The sequence below is a fragment of the Teichococcus deserti genome (genome assembly GCF_001982615.1).
In the GTDB taxonomy this organism is placed as follows: domain Bacteria; phylum Pseudomonadota; class Alphaproteobacteria; order Acetobacterales; family Acetobacteraceae; genus Pseudoroseomonas; species Pseudoroseomonas deserti.
Window position 1 is genome coordinate 1 of the sequence record NZ_MLCO01000577.1, and the last position, 895, is coordinate 895.

The following is an 895-nucleotide window of genomic DNA, read 5'->3' on the forward strand; positions in this document are numbered from 1 at the left end:
GGGTGGCGGGTGTCGCGGTGCTGGCGGGGCCGGCGGCCTTCGGGGCCGGGGCAGAGTTCACCGCGATCCTGGCCGGACTGGGCGCCTGCCTGTCCTACGCCTTTGCCGGCATCTATGGGCGGCGGTTCCGCCGGCTGCAGGTGGCGCCGATGGCGGCCGCGGCGGGGCAGACCACGGCCAGCACGGTGCTGGCGCTGCCGCTGATGCTGGTCTGGGACAAGCCCTGGCTGCTGCCGATGCCAGGGCCCGGGGTGTGGCTGGCGGTGCTGGCGCTGGGGCTGGTCTCGACCGGCATTGCCTACGCGCTGTATTTCCGGCTGCTGGCGGAGGCGGGGGCGACCAACACCGCCCTGGTGACCCAGCTGGTGCCGGTGATGGCGATCCTGCTGGGCGTCGTCTTCCTGGGCGAGAGCCTGCTGCCGCGCCACCTGGCGGGGATGGCGCTGATCGCGACCGGCTTCTGCCTGATCGATGGACGCATCTTCAGGCGGCCTGGATCCCCTTGAGGAAGCGGTCGACGCCGGTGTTGAGGGCGTCGGTGGTCTTGTCGACCTCGCTGGAGGCGGCGCGCAGCTGATCGGCGGTGCGACCGCTGGTCTCGGCGGCGCTTTGCACCACGCCGGTTTCGCGCGAGACGGCAGCGGCGGCCTGGGCGGTGCCGGCGATGGTGCGGGCAATTTCCTGCGTCGCGGCGCCCTGCTGCTCCACCGCGGCGGCGATGGCGGCGGCGGTCTGGTCGATCTCGGCGACGACGCCGGCGATGCTGCGGATCGCCTCGACCGCCAGGCTGGTGGCGCCCTGGATGGCGCCGACCTGCTGGCCGATCTCTTCGGTGGCCTTGGCGGTCTGGCTGGCCAGGTTCTTCACCTCGCTCGCCACCACGGCGAAGCCCTTG

General features: G+C 72.8%; 1 protein-coding gene and 1 pseudogene. One reads left to right on the plus strand and one right to left on the minus strand.

Annotation, left to right across the window (positions count from 1 at the left end):
- Window positions 1-506: DMT family transporter (locus BKE38_RS30160; protein ID WP_131829824.1), on the plus strand; the 506-nt coding region annotated here is incomplete at its 5' end.
- Here the strand turns inward: BKE38_RS30160 and BKE38_RS30165 are convergent.
- Window positions 484-895 (minus strand): annotated as a pseudogene (locus tag BKE38_RS30165) (methyl-accepting chemotaxis protein); the annotation flags it as partial. The gene BKE38_RS30160 and the pseudogene BKE38_RS30165 overlap by 23 nt on opposite strands.